The 6,435-nt window shown below is 66.6% G+C and carries 7 protein-coding genes, 1 tRNA gene and 1 pseudogene; 4 read left to right on the top strand and 5 right to left on the bottom strand.

Annotated features, from left to right (window positions below; genetic code table 11):
* The 4 genes from IPV10_RS16535 to IPV10_RS16520 all read right to left on the bottom strand — a co-directional run.
* Window positions 1-1,295 (bottom strand): HNH endonuclease signature motif containing protein (locus tag IPV10_RS16535; RefSeq protein ID WP_207485723.1); only part of this gene is annotated, 1,295 nt, incomplete at its 3' end.
* Window positions 1,296-1,353: 58 nt separating this feature from the next.
* The gene (locus IPV10_RS16530; RefSeq protein WP_207485721.1) at window positions 1,354-1,719 is read right to left on the bottom strand and encodes an RNA-binding S4 domain-containing protein; all 366 of its coding nucleotides are present in this window, start codon (window positions 1,717-1,719) and stop codon (window positions 1,354-1,356) included.
* Window positions 1,720-1,732: 13 nt separating this feature from the next.
* On the bottom strand, window positions 1,733-2,188 hold the full coding sequence (locus tag IPV10_RS16525; protein ID WP_207485719.1) for a hypothetical protein: 456 nt from the start codon (window positions 2,186-2,188) through the stop codon (window positions 1,733-1,735).
* 35 nt (window positions 2,189-2,223) lie between these two features.
* The gene (locus tag IPV10_RS16520; protein ID WP_207485717.1) at window positions 2,224-2,808 is read right to left on the bottom strand and encodes a GNAT family N-acetyltransferase; all 585 of its coding nucleotides are present in this window, start codon (window positions 2,806-2,808) and stop codon (window positions 2,224-2,226) included.
* Window positions 2,809-2,915: 107 nt separating this feature from the next.
* Here IPV10_RS16520 and IPV10_RS16515 point away from each other — a divergent pair.
* Window positions 2,916-2,989, top strand: a tRNA-Pro gene (locus IPV10_RS16515).
* A 542-nt stretch (window positions 2,990-3,531) separates the two neighbouring features.
* Here IPV10_RS16515 and IPV10_RS16510 read toward each other — a convergent pair.
* Window positions 3,532-3,714, bottom strand: coding sequence for a hypothetical protein (locus tag IPV10_RS16510; RefSeq protein ID WP_207485715.1), 183 nt, complete (start codon window positions 3,712-3,714; stop codon window positions 3,532-3,534).
* Window positions 3,715-3,826: 112 nt separating this feature from the next.
* Between IPV10_RS16510 and IPV10_RS16505 the strand changes: the two genes are divergently transcribed.
* The 3 genes and pseudogenes from IPV10_RS16505 to IPV10_RS16495 form a co-directional block, all read left to right on the top strand.
* Entirely contained in the window at window positions 3,827-4,882 is a 1,056-nt protein-coding gene (locus IPV10_RS16505) for a tyrosine-type recombinase/integrase (RefSeq protein ID WP_131491372.1), read from the top strand.
* On the top strand, window positions 4,872-5,207 hold the full coding sequence (locus IPV10_RS16500; protein WP_026936353.1) for a helix-turn-helix transcriptional regulator: 336 nt from the start codon (window positions 4,872-4,874) through the stop codon (window positions 5,205-5,207). Before IPV10_RS16505 ends, IPV10_RS16500 begins: the two co-directional genes overlap by 11 nt.
* A 683-nt stretch (window positions 5,208-5,890) precedes the next feature.
* Window positions 5,891-6,435, top strand: a pseudogene (locus IPV10_RS16495) (hypothetical protein); the annotation flags it as partial.

Below are 6,435 nucleotides of genomic sequence, written 5' to 3'. Positions count from 1 at the left end.
AGGTGGGCGAGGTTGTCGAGTCGTGTTCTGCCGCCGCGGGCGTGGTCGTGGGTGTGGTCGATGTCGCAGCGGTGGACGGGCATGCGGCATCCGGGGAAGCGGCAGTGCTGGTCTCGGGCGCGGAGGTGGCGGCGCATGGCTTCGGTGGGGGTGTAGGTGTCGGTGTCGGTGAGCATCCCGGTGGGGGAGGTGAACAGGCGGGTCCAGCCGGTGTTGCGGCCGGCGAGGGTGCGGGCGGTGTCGGGGTCGAGGGGGCCGTGGCCGTCGTGTTCGGCGGGCTGGTCGTCGGCGCCGGTGAGGGTGGTCGCGGAGACGGTGACCTGGATGCGGGCGCGGATCGCGTCGAGGCCGGGGCCGTGGACGTCGCCGGGGGCGGCGGCGAGGAGCAGGTCGGTGAGCAGGTCCGCACGGATCTGATCCAAAGTCCGGGAGTCGGCCGGGACGTGTTCGATGTCGGGGCTGCCGGGGTCGGTGAGCGGGTCGGTGAACGGGTCGGTGGTGAAGGTGTCATCACCGAAGATGGTGTTCTCGTAGAGTTCGTGGAGCGAGTCGTCGAGGTCGATGTCCTCAGGGCGGATCGCGTCGTCGCCGTCGTCGATCACGCCGGAGTCGAGGACGGGTTCCCACTCGTCGCGGGCGTCGATCACGTGGCGGGCGATGCTGGTGAGCCGGTCGAGGATCGCGCGGGCGAGCCATTCCGGGAGCACCACGCTCAACAGCGCCATCCCGTCCTCCAACGACCGCACCGTCACGCCCCGATCCTGGGTGGCGCGGCGGTGGCGTTCGGTGACGGTCTGCCCGGCCAGGGCCGCGGCGGCCCGGAGGGCGTGCGCGCGGGTGCGGGCCGGGGTGTCCTGTTCCGCGACCACGAGAGCGGCGGCCTGGAACAGCACCAGCGCCTCGGCATCCGCCTTCTTGTTCTGGACCGCTTCCACGAGCACGGCGGACGCGCGGGCGATCTCCCGCACGTGCGCGGCGGTGATCGCCCCGGCCTGGAATGCGGCGCGCACCGCGGGCAGGGAGTCCCGCAGGGTGCGAGCGTCGGTGAACGCGTACTCCATCGACCCTTTCGAGATCCGCCCGGCCGCGCCGTACTCGGCGATCATCGACCGGTAGATCGCATCCCGATGGTGCCCGTTGCCGACGACATCCGCCTCATGCACGCCGATCCGCTCGATCAGCAGCTCCGCGGCCTCCGCCTCGAGCACCGCGATCTGCCGGCGCTTCTGCGCCCACGCGCCCAGCAGGCGGGCGCGCTCCTCCAGTTCGAGGTCGAGATCCGTCGGTGGGGCCATACCTCAGTTTAGAACAAAACTACGAAAAAGGGAAGGGGAAATCAGGTGCTTTTCCCGTTCATTCGTCCGCACGTCCGCGGAGCCGATCGATGTCCCTGCGTTCCCGCTTCGTGGGGCGACCGGCACCGCGGTCGCGCACGCCGAGCATGGCCTGAGGCTCACGCGCGGGGGTCTTGTCCTCGTATGCCAGCGCCGCCAGCGGTGCGCCGACGCGCTTCACGAGGAGCTGACGGACGATCAGGATCCGGTCGAACCCGGCGATGCGGATGCGCAACTCGTCGCCGATGCGCACGGGCTGGGCAGCCTTCGCCTTGTCGCCGTTCACCCGCACATGCCCCGCGCGGCATGCGGTGGTCGCCGCCGAGCGGGTCTTGTAGACGCGGATCGCCCACAGCCAGCTGTCCACGCGCGCCGCGCCGCTCATCGGATCTCCCGTTTCACGATTCGACGGTGACCTGAGTGATCGTGCCATCCGGGGCGACGTGCACGGCGGGCCAGTAGCCCTCGGGAAAGTGCGTTCCGCAGGTGTCGGTGAGGTGCAGGACGATCGTCCCGTCGGATGCCGCCTCGACGGTGTCGAGGGTCAGATCGGATGCCGCGTCATCCAGTTCGTGCGGTTCGGGCTCGCCGTTGCTGAAGGTCGTGACGACCGCATCCGTCGCCGTGCGGCGCAGGGAGCCGATCTCGCCGACGATATCGCGCAGGCGGGGGAGAAGGCTCCTCGCGTCTTCGGCGGAGGCTCCTTCGATGATGAGTTCGAGGTCGGCCCCGTCGAGCTCGATCGTCCCGGCGTACAAGTCGTGGGTGAGGACGGTGCCGTCGGTCAGCTCGGTCGTGGCGCGCGTGAGGGTGCCGAGGACGTCGTCTTCGATGATCGGATGCTCGTCGCTCATGACTTCACGTTAGCCGTCTGCGAGACGCGACCGGTTCACGCGGCGAGGTCGAGTGTGACAAGGGTGCGTCCCGGCTTCAACTCGGTCGTCTCCTCGAATCCCGCGGCGAGGAATGTGCCGAGGGTGCCGTGGAACAGGTCGTTGCTCCGCTTCTTCTCGCCCTTGGTGTCGACGGGGTAGCCCTCGATCAGTCGCGCGCCGGATTCGCGGGCGTACTCGACGGCGGCGCGGAGCAGTTCGAGGTTGATGCCGGAGCCCCTGTGCTCGCGGCGGACCACGAAGCAGGTCACGGCCCAGACCGACTCGTCGTCGAACGGCTCGCTCGTCGCCGCCGCGATGATGCGCGTGCGGGGAACGCGCGCCTGGCGCGTGCGCGGCCCGATGCGGATCCAGCCGGCGGCCTCGCCGTCGACGTACGCGATGATGCCGGGTGGTGGACCGGCATCGATCTCGTCGCGGAGCATCTCTGTGCGCTGCGGGGTCGTCGTCGCGTTCCAGTCCTTGTTGCTCAGTACAGGCCAGATGCACTGACAGCTGGCCCCATCGCCGCCGCCCGTGAGCGCATGCTGCACGTCGTCCCATCGGGTGGTCGTCGCCACCTCGGTCGTGATCGTCACCATGCATGCGACGCTACGCCCGGCATCCGACACCCGCAAAGGGCCGGTTCGCGGAGGGCCGTCGGGTAAGGCTAAGATAGGGGAGTTGCCTGCGCGAGAGTGCAGGAGAACGGGCTGTGGCGCAGCTTGGTAGCGCACTTGACTGGGGGTCAAGGGGTCGCAGGTTCAAATCCTGTCAGCCCGACCGAAAAGCCCTGATGAGAAGCAATTTTCATCAGGGCTTTGTCGTGTGAACAGTGGGTCAAAATGGCCAATGTACCCGCAAATGTACCCGCAAGGTTTTTTGCGAACTATCCCGACACTCCAAGCCTGTACGTGGCGCGCTCGCAAGGCAGGTGAGGCGAAGACCCTCGTGATTCTGGGGTTTATCTGCTCGCTGTAGTACTGGATTGCCCGGCGACTGGCCTATCGAATGACGTCTAACGACGGCGCAGAACCTCAGGTTTACATCCAATCGCTAGGCATGACGGTCCTTGTCAGGTGGGCATAGCCCACCTCGAGTGAATACTTGTCATACTGCCTAGGCAGCGCGCGTCCGACACGTAGTCGTATCCCGAGAGATCCCGTCAGATCCTGAATGATCCCGACCGACGTCCTGCGAAGCCCTGCGCGATCCCGAGAGATCCCGACGTATCTTGATCTCCATCCGGACCCTCGATGTGGTCCGCTCCATGAACCTGAGCCTAGAGCGAGGACGAGCTTTGTAGTGGCGACCGTAGCAGGGGGTTAAGCGATGCGCAGCTTCCAGCGATCTCTGGGCTGTCCACCCTGCTGCAGCTTGATGACGCCGGCGAGCTTCAGCCGGTCTACAACGGCTCTCAAGGACTGCGTATTGCCAACCTCGAACGCCTGACCCGCAGCCCCTGCGAATCCGGCGAAGTCGCCGGACATCGAACCGAGGATCCCCATGACCGTCTGCACGCTGATCGAACCAGCCTGCTCCTTCAGTTGCCACACGACATCCTCGTGGTTGCTGACAGCAGCGGCGCTTCGGCTGCTCACGTCAGCGTCGAACGTCGCATTGGCGAACCCGGAGGAACAGGTCTTCAACGCGATGATCGAGGGCTGGCGGAACCAGCAGTTGTCACGCGGGCTCCGCGAGCAAACGATTCGAAATCGGACGGCGACGGTGTCGCGGTTCCGTGATTTCGTGGACAAGCCCCCGTGGAGGTGGACGGTCGCCGATGTGGATGAGTTCACCGCGGAATCGGGCGGACGCACTCGCACGCTGTCGACGATGCGCGCCAATCACGGGTCCATCCGGGGATTCTGCGACTACCTCACGAACCCGTTGTACGACTGGATGGAGATCTGCGACCGGGAGTTCGGTGAGGTCCCGTCCCAGGTGTGTCTGCCGTGGAACACGGTCGCGCACCGGTTTGAGTTCGAGGGGGACGGGAAACGCCGCCCGTTCACGTACGACGAGATCGAGCGCCTGTTCGACACCGCCGACGCTCGCGTCGAGCTGCTCGTGGCGTCGGGCCGGAAGGGCGCTCTCGGGGCGTTGCGTGACGCACAACTGCTGAAGACGGTCTACGCGTTCGGGTTGCGCCGCACGGAGGCGGTGATGCTCGACACCGTCGACCTGCACCACAACGCAAAGATGCGCCAGTGGGGGCGTTACGGCGCGATACACGTGCGGTGGGCGAAGGCTGCAGGAGGTGGTGCGCCGCGGCGGCGGACGGTGCTGCTGGTGCCGGAGTTCGACTGGTGGGTGCCGGGCATGCAGCAATGGCTCGAGCAGGCCCGGGAACGCTTCGCGCCCGGAGTTGACCTTGACGCGCTCTGGGTGACCGAGCGTCGCACGCGTCTGTCCGCCGGGTATCTCGACCGGAGGTTCGCGGAGCTGCGGGACGAGGCTGGCCTGTCGAAGGATCTGACGCTGCACAGCCTCCGGCATTCCTACGTCACGCATTTGCTGGAGTTCGGCTATGCCGATCGATTCGTCCAGGAGCAGGTCGGGCACATGCACGCCTCGACGACCTCGATCTACGCCTCCGTCAGTTCGGACTACAAGAACCGGGTGCTCGCGGAAGCACTGAAGGCCCTCATCGAAGGAGAAGCTGATGACCGTTGAGCTCGACACCGGATGGAATCTCCGCAGAGTGATGGCTTCGCGCGGGATCTTCCAGACCTCCAAGCTGAAGCCACTGCTCGAGGAACGCGGGATCGACCTGTCCAGGGAGCAGGTGTATCGGCTGGTGACGCAACCGCCTCAGCGGGTGCGTCTCGACGTGTTGGCGGCGTTGTGCGATGCGCTGGAGTGCTCACTCGACGATCTCGTGACAATCGCTCGCCGAGAGGCATCGACCCCGGTGGCCGTGGGCGAGGAAGCGACGCGCGGGTCGATCGGTGATCTCCGTCCTGTCCGCGCAACCATCCGCCGTCCGCGTACGAAGTAGCCACGGTGGCCAAGCCTCCGCAGCAGCCGAGAGTCACGGAAGTTATCGACCTCGTGCGTCCCCTCGTTCCCGAGATCTTGCCCGAGCGTCTCGCTGAGATCGTGCATTCGGTTGCGCCAGTGCCCCTCACGCAGCGGCTTCTTGAGCTCGCGCTGATCAAGCAGCCTGGGGTCCTCGAGGGGCGGCATGCGAATGTGCCGGTGACCGTCCAGGATCTGGCCCGCGCGCTGGTAGAAGAAGGAGCAGACCGGGTAGTGCTGCCGACGTGCGAGTCCTGCGGCCGCTCGGTGAGAATGCCCCACAAGACGCCGAGCGGTGGTCGGCACTGCTCTCGTTGCGAGCGGAACGCCAGGTCCGTCTCCTGCGCTTCCTGTGGCCGGGTCCGACCCGTGCAGCGCACGATCGACGGACAGCGCTTCTGCCGCGAATGCTGGCGAGCCGACCCTCGATCGTTCGGTGACTGCTCGCGGTGCAGGCAGCACGCGACCATCATCGTCCGCCGCCCGGAACTCGTCTGCCTGGCCTGTTATACCGCACCGATCAAGACCTGCGGTCTCTGCGGAGAACCTGGCCGGGTCGCCTCCCACCTTGACGGGCGACGGGTATGCGCACGCTGCTATTACGCGATGCGTAGACCGCAGCCCTGTCCCGAGTGCGGGCGCAGGGTGTTCTTGACCGGTTTCATGAACGGTCAGAAGGTCTGCGCCGACTGCGCGGGCGCTCCGGTGACGATGGCCTGCCCTGGGTGTGGCTCGATCGAGGAGATCCGCAAGCATCATCTCTGCGTCGAGTGCCGCCGGCCCGTCGCGATCCAGCAGTTGCTCGCCGACGACGCGGGAGAGATCCGCGCGGACCTCCACCCCCTTGCGGACTATCTGCTCACGCACCACAGCAAAGCCGCATCGTTCGAACGCTGGATGCACAAGAGCAAGTGCGCGATGGTGCTCCGCGAGATCGCGGACGGAACCCTGCCACTCACCGCCGAGGCGATCATCACCCGAGCCCGGTCGGGACAGTCGGTAGCGTTCCTCCTCTCGCTTCTGGTCCGCTCAGGAGTGCTTCCGGAGATCGATGTCGAAGGCACGCGCTTCGACCACTGGCTCGATGGATGGTTGGCGGGCATCGAACATGCCGAGGACCGGCTGGTCCTGCGCCGGTACTGCACCTGGGAGCTCCTCCGGTCCACCCGGGCTTTCCGAGCGGTACCCCGCAGTACATCGAGTCCAGC

Origin of the sequence: Microbacterium sp. SD291 (genome assembly GCF_017355365.1) — a bacterium.
Lineage (GTDB): Bacteria > Actinomycetota > Actinomycetes > Actinomycetales > Microbacteriaceae > Microbacterium.
Note: the sequence above shows the minus strand (reverse complement) of the source record. Positions and strands in the feature narration are given on the sequence as shown.